General features: G+C 52.8%; 13 protein-coding genes. 5 read left to right on the top strand and 8 right to left on the bottom strand.

The window, feature by feature from the left end; translation table 11 throughout:
* Positions 1-18 precede the first annotated feature (18 nt).
* The 3 genes from M3G15_RS07055 to M3G15_RS07065 form a co-directional block, all read right to left on the bottom strand.
* The gene (locus tag M3G15_RS07055) at positions 19-852 is read right to left on the bottom strand and encodes a carbohydrate ABC transporter permease (protein WP_009224132.1); all 834 of its coding nucleotides are present in this window, start codon (positions 850-852) and stop codon (positions 19-21) included.
* Between the two features lie 3 nt (positions 853-855).
* On the bottom strand, positions 856-1731 hold the full coding sequence (locus M3G15_RS07060) for a carbohydrate ABC transporter permease (RefSeq protein ID WP_028539688.1): 876 nt from the start codon (positions 1729-1731) through the stop codon (positions 856-858).
* Positions 1732-1851: 120 nt separating this feature from the next.
* Complete coding sequence (locus M3G15_RS07065; RefSeq protein ID WP_260070474.1) at positions 1852-3207, bottom strand: ABC transporter substrate-binding protein; 1356 nt, start codon at positions 3205-3207, stop codon at positions 1852-1854.
* Between the two features lie 250 nt (positions 3208-3457).
* On the opposite strand from M3G15_RS07065, the gene M3G15_RS07070 reads away from it, so the two are divergent.
* The 4 genes from M3G15_RS07070 (at position 3458) to M3G15_RS07085 (ending at position 8030) form a co-directional block, all read left to right on the top strand.
* Entirely contained in the window at positions 3458-4480 is a 1023-nt protein-coding gene (locus M3G15_RS07070; RefSeq protein ID WP_036700814.1) for a substrate-binding domain-containing protein, read from the top strand.
* Between the two features lie 177 nt (positions 4481-4657).
* A complete protein-coding gene (locus M3G15_RS07075; protein WP_260070475.1) occupies positions 4658-5617 on the top strand; it encodes a glycoside hydrolase family 113 in 960 nt (319 codons plus the stop codon).
* A gap of 13 nt (positions 5618-5630) precedes the next feature.
* Entirely contained in the window at positions 5631-6827 is a 1197-nt protein-coding gene (locus M3G15_RS07080; RefSeq protein WP_260070476.1) for an AGE family epimerase/isomerase, read from the top strand.
* Positions 6828-6851: 24 nt separating this feature from the next.
* Positions 6852-8030 (top strand): glycoside hydrolase family 130 protein, encoded by a 1179-nt coding sequence (locus M3G15_RS07085; RefSeq protein ID WP_028539693.1) that lies wholly within the window; start codon positions 6852-6854, stop codon positions 8028-8030.
* 58 nt (positions 8031-8088) lie between these two features.
* Here M3G15_RS07085 and M3G15_RS07090 read toward each other — a convergent pair whose 3' ends face one another.
* The 4 genes from M3G15_RS07090 to gpr form a co-directional block, all read right to left on the bottom strand.
* On the bottom strand, positions 8089-9159 hold the full coding sequence (locus tag M3G15_RS07090) for a LacI family DNA-binding transcriptional regulator (RefSeq protein WP_009224139.1): 1071 nt from the start codon (positions 9157-9159) through the stop codon (positions 8089-8091).
* A 92-nt stretch (positions 9160-9251) separates the two neighbouring features.
* Positions 9252-9779, bottom strand: coding sequence for a hypothetical protein (locus tag M3G15_RS07095; protein WP_260070477.1), 528 nt, complete (start codon positions 9777-9779; stop codon positions 9252-9254).
* 18 nt (positions 9780-9797) lie between these two features.
* Positions 9798-11213 (bottom strand): stage II sporulation protein P, encoded by a 1416-nt coding sequence (locus M3G15_RS07100; protein ID WP_260070478.1) that lies wholly within the window; start codon positions 11211-11213, stop codon positions 9798-9800.
* A 158-nt stretch (positions 11214-11371) separates the two neighbouring features.
* On the bottom strand, positions 11372-12385 hold the full coding sequence (gene gpr / locus M3G15_RS07105; protein WP_009224142.1) for a GPR endopeptidase: 1014 nt from the start codon (positions 12383-12385) through the stop codon (positions 11372-11374).
* Between the two features lie 205 nt (positions 12386-12590).
* On the opposite strand from gpr, the gene rpsT reads away from it, so the two are divergent.
* A complete protein-coding gene (gene rpsT / locus M3G15_RS07110; RefSeq protein ID WP_016311419.1) occupies positions 12591-12863 on the top strand; it encodes a 30S ribosomal protein S20 in 273 nt (90 codons plus the stop codon).
* A gap of 87 nt (positions 12864-12950) precedes the next feature.
* Here the strand turns inward: rpsT and holA are convergent, their stop codons facing one another.
* Positions 12951-13979 carry a DNA polymerase III subunit delta gene (holA, locus tag M3G15_RS07115; protein ID WP_009224144.1) on the bottom strand — a complete coding sequence of 343 codons (1029 nt, stop codon included), beginning with the start codon at positions 13977-13979 and terminating at the stop codon, positions 12951-12953.
* Positions 13980-14469 lie beyond the last annotated feature (490 nt).

Raw genomic sequence — 14469 nt, forward strand, 5'->3', positions numbered from 1 at the left:
CAACTCAAATAAGTGCATTTATTTAACGGAGCCTTGGGCAAATCCGTTATAGATGTATTTCTGCAGCGCCACAAAAGCAATCAGGATCGGCACAATCGTTATCATGATCCCGGCGCAGATCACTTCCCATTGCGAACCGTAAGGGCCTTTAAACTTAAACAGCGCGGTCGAGATCACCTGCAGGTCCTCGCTTGGCATATACAGGAACGGCGTGTAGAAATCGTTATAGATATTCACGCCTTTGACGATAATGACCGTCACGATGGCTGGGGCGAGCAGCGGCAAAATAATGCGCCAGTAAATCGTGAAATAGGACGCGCCGTCCAGCATCGCGGATTCGTCCAGCGATTCGGAAATCGAATCGAGGAATTGCATGAAAATATACACGGCGATAATGTCAGTGCCTAAGTAAAGCAAAATCGGAGCAAATCGTGTATCCACCAAGTGGAAGAAGTTGATGATTCGGAATGTCGCCACCTGGGTCGTCACGCTTGGGATCAAGGTCGCCAGCAAGAAGGCCCCCATCAACAGCTTGTTGCCGCGAAATTTGAAGCGGTTTAGGACATAAGCGATCATGGAGCCGATCAAGGTCGCGCCAAGAATTGAGATGACTACGATAATGACGGTGTTTCCGAAGCCAAGCAGCATTTTTCCATTAATAAAAGCCTTGGAGTAGTTGGCGAAATTCAGCCAGTTCTCCGGCGGCGTCAAGGGGCTGGTCGAACCGTATTCCTTGTTCGTTTTAAAGGAAGCGAACAGCACCACCACGATCGGAACGAGCGCGGCGAAAGCGCCCAGCAGCAAGCTGACATATTTAATGAAGGCCGCGGCTACGTATTTCAGTCTATACATGGCTTACTTCTCCTCCTTGATCAACAAGCGCTGCAGCAAGGTGACAATGATCACGATAAACAGCAGGACAACCGCCATGGCGGAGGCAAGGCCAAGCTTGTTATATTTAAACGCGGTGGTCACCGTTTGGATGACAAACGTATTACTTCCGTTGGAGCCGCCGGTCATAATGTACGGAATATCGAAGGCGCTGATTGCACCGCTGATGGCGAGGATCAGGTTGAGCTGCACAATTTTCATGATGCTGGGAATGATGATATGGCGGAACTGATGCCAACGGTTGGCCCCGTCGATCTCGGCCGCTTCGTAAATATCGGAACCAATCGACGAAATCGCGCCCAGGAAAATGATGAAGTTAAAGCCCATGTATCTCCACACGGATGCGCCCGCCAGCGAAATATTAATGATGTTCGGGTTCTTCAACCATCCCTGCGTGTAAGCGCCAAGCCCCACCGATTGCATCAAGGTATCCAGCGTACCGTCCGGACGGAAGAAGAACAGGAAGATAAACCCGATCGCTACCCCGTTTAAGAGGTAAGGAAAGAACAGGACGCCTTTAAAGAAGTTTTTGAATCGCACCTTAAAGCTAAGTATCGTTGCAAAATAAAGAGCAATTGCCATTTGAACAAAGGTCGCGCAAAAATAATACAAGCTGACCTTAAAGACGGTGAAATATTTGGAGTCGGTAAAGATCGTCTTGTAGTTCTCAAACCCTACGTAATCATAATGCTTGCTGTAGCCGTTCCAGTTGGTGAAGCTGTATTTGAACATATTAAAAACCGGCAAGTAGGCGAAAGTGAACAACAAGGCGACCGGGATCAGCGAGAAGGCGAAAATGATCACTTTCCGCTGGGTTTTGTAGCTTAAATTTTTGAACACCACTCACACCTCCAAAAATCCTGCAAAATGCCTATCTCTGTCTCTCCTTGGCTAAAATCACAAGGGAAACGCGCATCCGGCACGTTCCCCCTGCAACTTTGTCCTCCCCTGTGACCGGTGTTATTTCACGAATTTGGCGCGGGATTTCACCCAAGCGTCGTTGAGATCCTTCATGATGTCGTCATAGGATTCGTTCAGGTTACCGATCGCGGCTTCCATGATCCGTTTCTTGAATTCCGGCTGCCACAAGCCGATTTCCGCGTCTTTGTCGATTTTGTCCACCAGGCCTTCTTGCCCCGGTTTTGCAGGAGTCTGCAGTTCGAACTTCACGTCAGTTCCTTCGAATTGCTTCAGCGATTCCGGAAGAGGAGCGCCGACCACCGGGCTCATGCCGCCGGCTTGTTCCGTGGGATATCCGGATTTGTTGATGAACCAGTCCACCCAAGCTCTTGCCGCCTCTTTGTGCTTGCTGTGCTTGCTGATGCCCAGCGTATAGTCGTCTGCAAGCGGCATAATGATTTCCTTAGCATTCGTTGGGAAAGGCATGTAAGCGATGTCATTCGGATTCTCAGCTAAGCCTTGAACCTGCCCGATCGCCCAGGAGCCCAGCACCATCGCACCGATTTTGCCATTGGCCATGTCGGCTTTGGAAGCTTCCCAGTTCGTCGTTGTCGGGTCATCTTCAATCAAACCTTGTTTGGCGGTGTCGTACATCACCTTGTACAGTTCATAGTGCGGCTGTCCAGGAACGAAGTTGTCATCGGTGTTCGGCTGGATCACATTGACATAGTCGACGTCGCCGGCAACGGTAGTTAATACAGCTTCCCATTGCGTCAAAGGCCAGCTGTCTGCATAGTTGCTGTACAGAGGAATCGCGTCGCCTTTTTCTTTGATTTTGTGCAAAGCGGCCAAAAACTCGTCCGGTGTTCTCGGCGTCGTCGTTACGCCGGCGTCGTTAAATACTTTCTTGTTGTAGAGGATCCCGGAAAAGTTAACAGCGATCGGAATCCCGTAAACTTTGCCATCAACGGTTCTTTCCTCCAGGCCGATATACTGCTTGCTCATCTCTTCCAACGTACCCAGCGGTTCAAAAAACTCCGGCGTATCCGCCAGCGGAATGCTGGTTGGCAGCAACAGAACATCACCGTAATCGTCAGAGTTCATCCGCACTGTGATTTGTCCTTCATAATCGGAAAGCGCTTGGAAGTTTACTTTCACGTTCGGGTATTCCTTATTAAATTCGGCGGCATAATCCTTGAATACGGTGTCGACGATGTCTGTTCGTTGCGTAATGACGGTAATCTCTCCCGAGATGTCCCTTCCCGCCGTCTGTTCCGTGCCGGAGTTCGCGGTTCCGGCATTTCCGGCTGCATTGTTCTGTGCCACGTTATTACGGTTGTTCCCTCCACAGCCAGCCAACAGAGTCAAAACAAGCATCAAGGCCAGCAAACCGATGAAAGCTTTGTTCTTTTTCACATCCGTTTCCCCTTTCAATTTATAAATTAAGTTATCGATAAACTAACTAAGATTCTATAATGTATACGCTTACTAGTCAATGGCTAAATCCATTTATTTTCGGTTAATAAAGTAATATATTAAGTTATCACTTATGAATGATAAGTTTAATTTTTCGCTCATCTTCCTATTTACCAACAGAATCGGTATACTGGATTTTAGATCGATTGGCTCTGGATGATAGATTGAACGGGATGGTGAATATAAGTTCATGAAACGCAACATAACGATGAAAGATATCGCCGACAAGCTGGGCGTCAGCAGCGTTACGGTATCTAAAGCGCTGAATGACAAGGAAGGCGTCAGCGACAGCCTGAAGCTGAAGATCAAGAAGGTGGCCAGTGAGATGGGCTACCGCTTTAACTCGGCGGCCAAATCGATCAAGGACGGGCTTTCTTATAATATTGGCGTGATGATTCCGCAGCGTTTTACGGGTCTTAGAGAGTCCTTCTATTTGCAGGTTTATCAGCAGATCGCCATTCAATTGGACCACTATGGCTATTTCGGAATCTTAAATATCTTAAGCAGCGAAGATGAGGAACAGCTCAATTTCCCGCGGGTATACAGTGAAAATAAGGTGGATGGCATCATCATTTTGGGGCAGGTCAGCAAGAAGTACATCGAAACGGTGCAAAATATGGAGCTGCCGAAGCTGTTTCTCGACTTTTATGACGAGCATGCCGCGATCGATTCAATCGTTACCGATAACTTTTACGGCGCTTACGAGATCACGAACTATCTGATCCGATGCGGCCACCGCGAGATCGCTTATGTTGGCAACGTCTATTCCACCAGCAGTATCCAAGACCGCTTCCTGGGTTACTACAAATCGCTGCTGGAGCACGGGTTGAAGTTTAACGAGCGTTATCTGATCAATGACCGTGATGAACACGGTACCTATATTGATATCGAGCTTCCGGAGCAAATGCCTACCGCGTTCGTCTGCAACTGCGACCAAGTCGCCTATCTTTTGGGCGAGCGCCTCACCAGCATGGGTTACCGTATCCCGGATGACTGTTCGATTGTCGGGTTCGACAACGACGTATACGCCACGCTGGCAAATCCGCCGCTAACTACGGTTGAGGTGGATATTGAGCAGATGGCCCGATCCGCCGTCAAGGCGATTATGGATAAAGTGTCCAACCCCCATCGCCGCATCGGCCGCATGCTGGTGCAAGGCAAGATCATCTACCGGGATTCCGTTAAGAACCTTAATACCGAACCCGCCGAGTAATCGGCGGTTTTTTGCTTCTTTAGGACAACTTCACGCTAACAAATTCAAAATAAAAAAGGTTGAATCCACCGTTTAGCCGTTATATAGTTATCTCATAATTAGTATTTTGTTATCTTAATTTATATAACAAATAATAACAAATTTTAAATTTTCGAGATCGTGGGGTGAAATGCAAGTATGCAATCGCTCGAACCTTATATTGCCGGAATGACTTGGGGGTTTATGGGCGTCAGGGGGACCTGGGGCAACGAGGCCGCAGCTCATTCCATGGAAATGATGGCGAAGGTGACCCGCAGTAACTGGACGGCCATTGCTTTTGCCGCACTGCAAGCAACAGCCTTCTCCACGGATATCCCCTTCTGGGAGGCGCCGACGGTGACCGACGAGGAAGTCCGATGGGCCATTCGTAAGGCGCATTCGCTGGGGTTGAAGGTATGTCTGAAGCCGATCGTGAACTGCGCGGACGGAACTTGGCGAGCGCACATTAATTTTTTTGATCGAGACGTCCCTTGTGAACCAAAATGGTCTGACTGGTTTGCCTCGTATCGCGCATATCTCCTTCATTTCGCGCAAATCGCCGAGGAAACCGGGTGCGAGATGTTCTGTATCGGCTGCGAAATGGTGCAAACCGACCGGCGGGAAGCGGAATGGCGCGCTTTGATCGCCGACATTCGCCAGGTTTACCACGGACTGCTGACGTATAACTGCGACAAATATCAAGAGGACAATGTGATGTGGTGGGATGCCCTGGATGTGATCAGTTCCAGCGGCTACTACCCGATCGGAGACTGGGATCGTCAGCTGGATCGAATTGAAAGCGTTGTCCGGAGATACGGTAAGCCGTTTTTGTTTATGGAAGCCGGCTGCCCGAGCCGCACCGGGTCGGCGAACGTCCCAAATGACTGGACGCTGCAGGGTGCAGTGAATGAGGCAGAACAGGCGGAATATTACCGCACGATGCTGGAGAAATGCGGAGAACGCGATTGGGTCCGCGGCTTGATGCTGTGGGATTGGCCGGCGCGGCTGTACGATCGGAGCCAGGCTGCAACAAATGATGGTTACTGCATTTATGGCAAGGAAGCGGAGACGGTCGTAGCTGAAGCTTATGCCGCCAAGCTGAACGCGATCGAGCGATAAGGAGGTTTTTTACGTGGAAACCCATGATTGGAAGGTACAGCTGCAGCAGGAGCTGCAAGGCAACATTCTCCCGTTTTGGATCGAACATACAATCGATTGGCAGCATGGCGGCTTTGTCGGATACATCGATGAGCAGCTCAACAAGCACCCCGAGGCCGATAAAGGGCTGGTGCTGCACGCCCGCATTCTATGGACCTTCGCTTCGGCCTATCGTCGATTTCCCGATCCCAAATACCTGGAAATCGCCGAGCGGGCTTATGATTACCTGAAGACGCATTTTGTGGACCCTCAGTACGGCGGTTTCTATTGGATGGTGGATGTCCAAGGACGGCCGGTTCAAGACAAAAAGCAGGTCTACGGGCAAGCGTTTGTCATTTACGCTTTGACTGAATATTATCGCGCAACCTCCAGCGAAGAGGCATTGGAGCAAGCGGTCAACCTCTACCGCCTGCTGGAGCAGCACAGCTATGATCCGGTTCATAAAGGCTATGTTGAGGCTCTGTCCCGCGACTGGAAACCCACCGGGGATTTAAGTCTCAGCAACAAGGATCTAAACGAAAAGAAATCGATGAATACGCACCTGCACGTGCTGGAGGCGTACACCAATTTGTACCGGGTATGGAAATCCTCTGAGCTGCGGGGCAGCTTGTCCGAGCTGATCGAAGTGACGCTAGAGCAAATCATCGATCCGAAAACTGCCCACTTCCTGCTGTTCTTCGATGACGGCTGGCAGGTCAAAGGACATCATGTCTCGTATGGCCATGATATCGAGGGCAGCTGGCTGCTCGTCGAGGCAGCCGAGGTGCTGGGTGAGCCCGCTCTGCTGCAGCGCGTGAAGGAAACCGCCTTAAAGATGGCCGAGGCTGTGTATGCGGAAGGCGTTGACCGGGACGGCGGGATATGGAACGAAGCCGATCCAAACGGCCTGACTGACGATAACAAAGACTGGTGGCCGCAGGCGGAAGCGATGGTTGGTTTCTACAATGCGTACCAACTGACCGGAGACCCCAAGTACCGGGCGGCTGCAGCAAATTCCTGGAGCTTTATTCAAACGTATCTGGTGGATCATAAACACGGCGAATGGTTCTGGGGCGTGGATCGAGGCGGCGCACCGTTGCCGGGCGAACCAAAGGTCAGCCCTTGGAAATGCCCTTATCATAACAGCCGCGCGTGTCTGGAAATGCTGGAGCGTCTGGAACGTGAGAAGTAATTTGATGGATCGGAGGAATTGAGAATGAGCCTATTTGACGAAAGAAAACAGCAGCTGACCGAACGTTACGAACAGCTGATTGCGCGCCGCAACGAGAAAATGCCCTATGGCAACGGGGTGTACGACCGCTACCGCTATCCGGTCTTGACGGCGGAGCATGCGCCGCTCATTTGGAGATACGATTTCAATCCGGCGACGAATCCGTATTTCTCTGAACGCCTTGGCGTCAACGGCGTGTTTAATCCGGGAGCCATCGAGCTGAATGGAAAATTTTATCTGATCGCCCGCGTTGAAGGCGTAGACCGCAAATCGTTCTTCGCTGTAGCCGAGAGCGATAACGGCATCGACGGCTTCCGTTTCTGGGATAAGCCGGTGGTTATGCCCGAAACCGAAGATCCGGACGTCAACGTCTACGACATGCGGGTCGTGCGGCATGAAGACGGCTGGATTTACGGACTGTTCTGTACGGAGCGGAAAGACCCCCATGCGCCGCGGGGAGATCTGTCGAGCGCCGTAGCCCAGTGCGGCATCGCCCGCACGAAGGATCTCGTCACTTGGGAGCGGTTAGCCGACCTGAAAACGAAATCTCCGCAGCAGCGCAATGTGGTGCTGCACCCCGAGTTCGTAGACGGGAAATACGCGTTCTACACCCGTCCGCAGGACGGCTTCATCGACGCCGGCTCCGGCGGCGGCATCGGCTGGGGGTTGTCTGATTCGATCGAGCAGGCGGTCATCGACGAGGAAATCATCGTTGACGACCGCAAGTACCATACGATCAAAGAGGTCAAGAACGGCCAAGGTCCCGCCCCGATCAAAACGGATAAAGGCTGGCTGCACATCGCCCATGGCGTGCGGGGAACGGCGGCCGGGCTCCGCTACGTGCTGTACGCCTTCCTCTCCGACTTGCAGGAGCCGCAGCGGGTGACGCATCGGCCGGGCGGCCATCTGATCGCACCGGAAGGCGAGGAGCGTGTCGGCGATGTGTCCAACGTCGTGTTCTGTAACGGCGTCATCGCCCGCGACAACGGCGACGTCTTCATCTATTACGCTTCCTCTGATACGCGCATCCACGTCGCCACAACGACGGTCGACCGGCTGCTGGACTACGTGCTGAACACGCCGGAGGATCCGCTGCGCTCCTATGCCTGCGTACAGCAACGAATCGATTTGATCGAGCGGAATATCCAATTTCTGAACAAGTAAAACAAGCGAGCTGCCAGGAGTTCATCTCTTGGCAGCTCGTTTGTTTGAGTTGACTTCTTTACTCGGCCTTTCGATGCGGCTCGGCGGTGGAATCCCGGTATACCGTCTCGACGGAGATCATGATTTTCTCCCGCGGCGCGTCCGGTTGGGCCAGTCGTTCCAGCAGCTTCCTCACCGCCCGCTGGCCAAGGTTCTCCTTCGGCACGTTAATGGTGGTAATGGCCGGAGTGTACCGGGCCGCATCGTCGATATTGTCAAACCCGCTGACCGTGATATCCCCGGGCACGTGAAGGCCAATCTCACTCAGGACGGAGCAGGCATGCATCGCGATGGAGTCGTTCGCACACACAAGCGCGGTCGGGAGCGTCCCTTCCGCTTTCTGCCCCTCCAGCCATCCGCGCAGCACGTCGCCGTAAGCCCCGGTGTCGACACCTTCCAGCTCCAGCATCGGATCCTCCAGGGACTGCGGTGTCAAGCCGTTCTCCTCCAAGGCGCTGCGGAAGCCAATCCAGCGGTCCCGAAAGCTGCGGGAAAACGTTAAATTGCCTAAGAAATGCAGCTTCCGATGCCCCAGGCCGATCAGGTGATTGGTCAAACGGGCCATCCCATCAACGTTGTTAGCGAAGACCGTGTCGCTTGGAATCAGCGGGTCCTCATGATCGACCAGCACGATCGGCAGCCCGATCCGGTGTACCTCCAGCAGGAATGGGGTGGCGATCTGCCCCACCCCGATCATCCCCAGAATCCCGTCAGGATTCAGGATGCTCATGAAGTTGTCACCGCGAGGTTCGGATACGATAATCATCCCCAGCTCCTGCGCCTCCAGCTCCCGGGAGATGCCTTCCAGCAGTCTACCCCAATACAGCGATTCCTTGTTCTGAAACCGGATATTTGGCATCAGCACCAGCACTGACTGCTTGCCGGCCGGTGCCGGCAGCGCGGTTCCCGTAGGGATGACGTTCTTCACATAACCGTTCTTCTGATTAAAATACCCAAGCTGGGAGGCAGCTTGAATGACCCGCTCCCGGGTCTGCTCGCTGACCCCTCCCTTGCCGGACAAAGCTTTGGATACAACGAATTTCGAGACGCCTAGATGGTCGGCGATTTGCTGCATCGTAATTTTTTTCAAGGACTCTAACCTCCGAAATAACGTATAACGAACGGGTTCATAACAATATAACAACAGTATAACAAACTCGCCATTCGTTATAAATCGTTATTTCATTCGCCTGGACCAAACCAGGAGGCAACCCAATGAATGCTCTTCTGCGACGCCTGCTGCAATAGGTGAGCCGCTTTGTCGGCAAATCGGTCGATGGCCGGCGGCGAGGGTGGCGGCATCATCAGGTCAGCTGGCGTCTGCAGCGCCTGACCGCCCCCCGTCGTGTTTGGCACATCGGTCCCGGATGGGGAGGTTCCGTAGCCGGGAACCTGGGTATAACCGCCTGTCGTTCCTTGCGGCGCGGCATTGCCTTGACCAGTTGTCCAAATGGGGGGGGATCCGGCGGTCCAACCGTTGTTGTTCTGCTGCAATTGCTGCTGTAATTGCTGTTGCGATTGTTGCGGCTGCTGCGATTGCGGATAGGGATAGATCATGGATTGTCCGTTCATGCCTGCAGTCGTCCCTCCGGTTTGAAATCCGGGGCCGAGGATCGAGCTGGTTCCGCTTTCGGCAAGCTGCATCCCCAGCGTCACCCCAGTCGCCAGCAATAAACCGTATACCAATGTTTTTCGCAGCATTTTAGCCATGTCCATCCCCCATTCAAATCAAGATTTCTTGTTTGTGCTGTTCGTTCCTTTGTTCGCGCTGTCCGAAGACTTATTGGAACTGCCCGCGCCTTTGTTCGTGGTGCCAGCGGACTTGTCCGTGCTCTTTGCGCTGCCGCTAGCGATGCCGTTCGTACTGCTCTTCGACAGCTTGCCTGCTTTCTCCGCGTCCTGACTTTCCCAATACAGATCGGCCAAAATTCCGGCCAGCACCTTGGCGGTACGCTCCAGCTCTTCCTGGCTGTTGTCGATGCCGCCGATTTCGATCAGCACGCTGTTCGGCGACAGCGACTGGTTATATTCCCCGTTGCCTTGGGAAGACGTCTTCCCCCAGATGCCTCTGGAAATCCCGGGATACGCCTTCTCCAACCGTTCATGGATGGAGCTGGCGAATTTCTCATTCTCGCGCCAATTCTTGTTCCCGTGTCCGATAATGAAGTATACCTGGGCATAATTCACACCGTTGATGGTTGTTGTCGTTTTGTCGTGGCGCTGCGAGTCGCGGTGAATATCGATAAAATATTGCAGCTGACCGTTTTCAGCCATCGCTTGTTTGACAGTCTCTCGTGAATATTTATATGAGTAGTTGTAGTTGTAATTGCTCACCTTGGCCGCATAATTTTCGTACGTGTGTAAGGTTGCGACCCCTCTGCGTTCCAGCTCTTTCGCCAAGGCCTCTCCAACTAAGCCTACGTTCTTCTTATCCTCCGCCGAGCTCGGATTATCTACATTCGTGCCAAGCACGGGATTAAAAGATTCTTGCGGATGGGAATGATAGATCATCACGATATTTTTGTTGCCCGGCTTGATGGAAGGCTCCTCCTGATCCCCGGACGTGCCGTCCGTCTTCCCCGGTTCCACTGCTGGCGGCTGTGCTGTGTCCGAATTGTCGCCGTCCTTCCCGAGATCCGCGTTACTTCCGTCATCGGGGATATCCGGTTCCGGGTGATCCGGCGCACTTCCGTCGGCTCCTGCGCCTGGCCGGTAGTCCTCCGGAGCCTGGGCCGTCCCGTTGCCGGAGCCGGTGCGCAGCAGGATCGGACTGTCAGCGCCAAGCCCTGGGACTTCCCGGGCTACCAAGCTCTTTGGATCGGACGGATTCACGTCCGTCAACAGCTGAAAGACGAAGTTCGTCACCTGCCGCCCGGAAATCGCCGGGGTCTGCTTCTCGCTAGCCACATGCGGCAGCTCCATGCCAACCATATCCATGAAGAATCCGCTGGACAGCGAGGCCGCCAGTCCTTTCATCGAGGAGACAGGAGAGGTGTTCAGCTGTTTCTCAGCGATCCCCAGCACCCCCAGCATGACGAAGAAGATCACCGACATGACCGACAGCAGCAAAAAGGTGCGTCCCATCGCCAACACATGAAGCAGATTCCTTCTCATTTTCCCTAGATTCCAAGCCTTGAATTTCATATGCATGTCCTCCTCCAGCCGCTTTCAAACTATATTCCAAATCTATGAACCTAGTTGAAAGGCTAGAACCTCAAATTCTCACACAAAAAAAGAAATCCGCTAGATTCGCGGATTTCCTTGAGATTTAAGGAGAAGGAACTAGAAGCAGCATACGCTCGTTAATGCGTGTAGGACGCCACGTTATCCGGAGTAACTGCCTCATGCAGCGAGATGTTGAGTCCGCTTGCAATGACGTTGGCAACGTCCTCGATGAATTCATCAATTTCCTTCGGCGTGACGATCAAATCATGGCCGAGCGGTTCAAGCACCTCTTTGACGAGACCCAGACGCTCGTTTTCGCTCAGGTCGTTCAGCATGCCCATGATCTGCTTGGTCGGAGCTTTTCCGTCGTCGCTTTCCTGGTTAAAATGATTTTTCATCAAATCCAATACATTATTTACGATCGTCGATGCGTAGCACACCGTTGGAACGCCGATGGCGATACAAGGCACGCCCAAAATTTCCTTGGTCAGCCCCCGCCGCTTATTGCCGATCCCTGAGCCGGGATGGATGCCGATATCGGCGATCTGGATCGTGGTATTCACCCGCTCCAACGAGCGCGAAGCCAGCGCATCGATGGCGATGATGAGATCGGGTTTTGTCCGATCCACGATCCCCTGCACCACTTCGCTGGATTCAATACCGGTAATGCCAAGCACCCCGGGGGCAATCGCGCTGACCTCGCGGTAACCTGGCGCTACCTGGTCCGGTGTCAGCTCAAAATAATGGCGGGTGACCATCACATTTTCCACCACCAGCGGTCCAAGCGCATCCGGCGTGACGTTCCAGTTGCCGAGGCCAACGATCAACGTCTTCGCCTCCGGTCCAACCCCGATTTTATTTAAAAATGCAGTAAACTCCTTGGCGAACGCCGCAGCCACCTTCTCCTGCAGCTCGGTATCCTGATTGCGGAGACCGGGAACCTCCAGCGTCACATAATGCCCCTGGATTCGTCCAATTTGCCGCGAGGCTGCCTCATCGGTCACATCCAGACGGGTAATCTTGATCCCGTCCTGTTCCTCGACCTGCTCATTGAGCCCAGGGACCGGGCCGCCATGGATCGTCTCCGCCATTTCCTTCGATTCAACGGCCAAGTCAGTGCGTACGGAATATTCGCGCAAGTCCAAGTTCATGCCATAAGACCTCCATTTCCTCTGATTGCCTTTATTGTGCGGGAGAGGGAATGGGTTTATACATCCCTTCTGCGAGGCTGAAAAACTTGCGCGAAATCGAGAGATTCGGTATGATGAATTTATTGCTTTTTGCTATCTTGCGTGATAAAATATTTTAAGTTGTGAATCATCTGGGTTGATATATGCTTTACAGGAGGTGAATGCAATGCCTAACATTAAATCCGCAATCAAACGCGTAAAAACGAGCGACAAACGCCGCGCGTTGAACGCTTCGCAAAAATCCGCCCTGCGTACGGCTGTGAAGACAGTTGACACCGCTCTGGCGAACAACGAAGTTGAAGCAGCTAAAGCTGCTTTCGTGGCTGCTACCAAAAAATTGGACAAAGCCGTTACGAAAGGTCTGATCCACAAAAATGCAGCTGCCCGTAAGAAATCCCGCTTGGCTAAAAAATTAAACGAACTTACGTCCCAAGCGTAAGTCTCGTTAAATGATACGAAGCTCAAAAAGACCTGAACGATAAATCGTTCAGGTCTTTTTGGTTATTGTTTAGGTCGGGCTTGTACCTCAAGCCGCCAGTTTTAGCAGGAACAGCTCCAGCCCCAGGACTTTGTCGATCTGCCCGCTCTTCATCCGGTAGTCCAGTTCGGCCAGCTCGGACAAAATCGCCTTCAGGCGGCCGGTCTCAAACTTCCGGGCCTGGTCGCCGGCCAGCTTGACGACGTACGGATGCAGGCTCAGCTGGGAGGCAATTTGCTGCTGCGAATAGCTTTGGCGGGCGAGCTCCTTCACCTGCAGCATAATCCGGAACTGGCGGGCGATCAGCGCCGCAATTTTAATCGGTTCCTCACGTTGCTTCAGCAGCTCGTAGAAAATGCCCAGCGCCTGCTCCAGCCGAATCGCGGCGATATGCTCCACCATCACGAACACGTTCTGCTCTGTGCTGCGCGCCACCAGCTGCTCCACCGCAGCAGTATCGATCATGCCGCCGGCTCCGGCGTACAAGCAGAGCTTGTCCATTTCCGCAGCCAATACAGCCATCTGCACACCGCTTGCCGCAATTAATGCTTCCGCGGCATCCCGTCCAATTCGGCAACCTCGCTTCTCTACCTCTTGCACAACCCACTGAACAAGCTCGCCGCCGCCAAGCGGCAAAAAGGACAACACCGTACCCGCCGCCTTGATCGCTTTGACAACCTTCTTTCGCTCGTCCAGCTTTTCACCGTTCACGACAAACACAACGACGCTATGTTCTGCCGGGTTGCCGATATACGTCAGCAGCGCCTCGACTTTATGCTCAATCTTGCCGCCTTCCTTGCCGCCTGCTACAAGCAGGGTGGAGTCGCGTACAACGATCAGCTTGCGCTCCACGAGAAAAGGCATCGTCTCCGCCTCCTCGACCACCACCTCAATCGGCGTCTCCGCCAAATCAAAGGTCGCGATGGCAAAATCCTTCTGATCCGGATCCACCAGCTGATCCTGGAGCAAACTAACAAACTCCTGAATTTGATACTTCTCCGTACCGTAACATACGTACAACGGGGAGACCCGCCCCTGCTTAATGTCTTTTATCGCTTGTTTTTGCTTTGCGTCCATCCGGTATCTCCCTTTCGACTTTGTTGCCTTCTTCCATCATACTTCGATTTCACGCATTCGTCCAAGCTCTGTTTATTGTTGTTCAGTCGAAATACCGTCAAGTTACTTGAGGTCACAGCAAGGGGAAACGTGCGCGGTTGTTATTAGACGGGGATGCGGCGGAAAATGTTCAGTTGCATGACAGGGGTTGTACTGTTCCAGCTCCGATGTACCGCGAAATGGGCCTAAGGTTGGCCTAAAGTAACGTAACGGACCGTACAGCCCTTATTTGTACATTTCCCGGCTATTTCCCGCTGTAACGGACACCTGAGACCTTATTGGGCACTTCCAGCACCCTTTTAGCTGGATTTGTCCAGAATAAGGTCTCCTCGGTCCGTTAGAATCGGTAAGCCTACGATATGTGAAAATAGCGGCTCTAGAGTCCGTTAGCCTGCGGGGATACCAGGAACCGAGCTCGCAAGGCCCGGCTGAATTCAAGATTCGACGTCGA

Origin of the sequence: Paenibacillus sp. p3-SID1389 (genome assembly GCF_025151705.1) — a bacterium.
Taxonomy (GTDB): Bacteria; Bacillota; Bacilli; order Paenibacillales; family Paenibacillaceae; genus Fontibacillus; species Fontibacillus phoenicis.